The 519-nt window shown below is 69.2% G+C and carries 1 protein-coding gene; it reads right to left on the bottom strand.

What is annotated here, in order from left to right; all coding sequences use genetic code 11:
- A partial coding sequence (locus ACU8YE_RS24315; protein WP_446929937.1) for a homocitrate synthase/isopropylmalate synthase family protein occupies positions 1-519 on the bottom strand: 519 nt, incomplete at both ends.

Raw genomic sequence — 519 nt, 5'->3', positions numbered from 1 at the left:
CCCATCACCAGAACGGCGGCCTCGCGGCCCACCAGTTCGGCGTTCATGATCTCGTAGGTCTCGCGGGCCTTGATCACGCCGTCCTGGTGGATGCCCGACTCGTGGGCAAAGGCGTTGTCGCCCACCACGCCCTTGTTGGGCTGCACCGGCATCCCGCTCAGGCGGCTGACGAGGCGCGAGGCGCGGTAAATCTCGCGGGTGCGGATGCCCGTCTCGAAGCCGTAGTGGTCCCTCCGGGTATGAAAGGCCATCACGATCTCCTCGAGCGCCGCGTTTCCGGCCCGCTCGCCGATGCCGTTGATGGCACCCTCGACCTGCCGCGCGCCCGCGAGCACGCCCGCGAGGGAGTTGGCGACCGCCAGCCCGAGGTCGTCGTGGCAGTGGACCGAGAGGGTGACGTCCTTCAGGCCGGGCGTGAGCTCGTAGAGACGGGTCAGGAAGGCGGCGTACTCGTCCGGGGTCGCGTAGCCGACGGTGTCGGGCACGTTGATGGTCGTCGCGCCGCACTCGATGGCGATC

Source organism: Ralstonia sp. VS2407, from assembly GCF_052950655.1.
The sequence above is the reverse complement of the archived record's forward strand: the minus strand, read 5'-3'. Positions and strand labels throughout refer to the sequence as shown.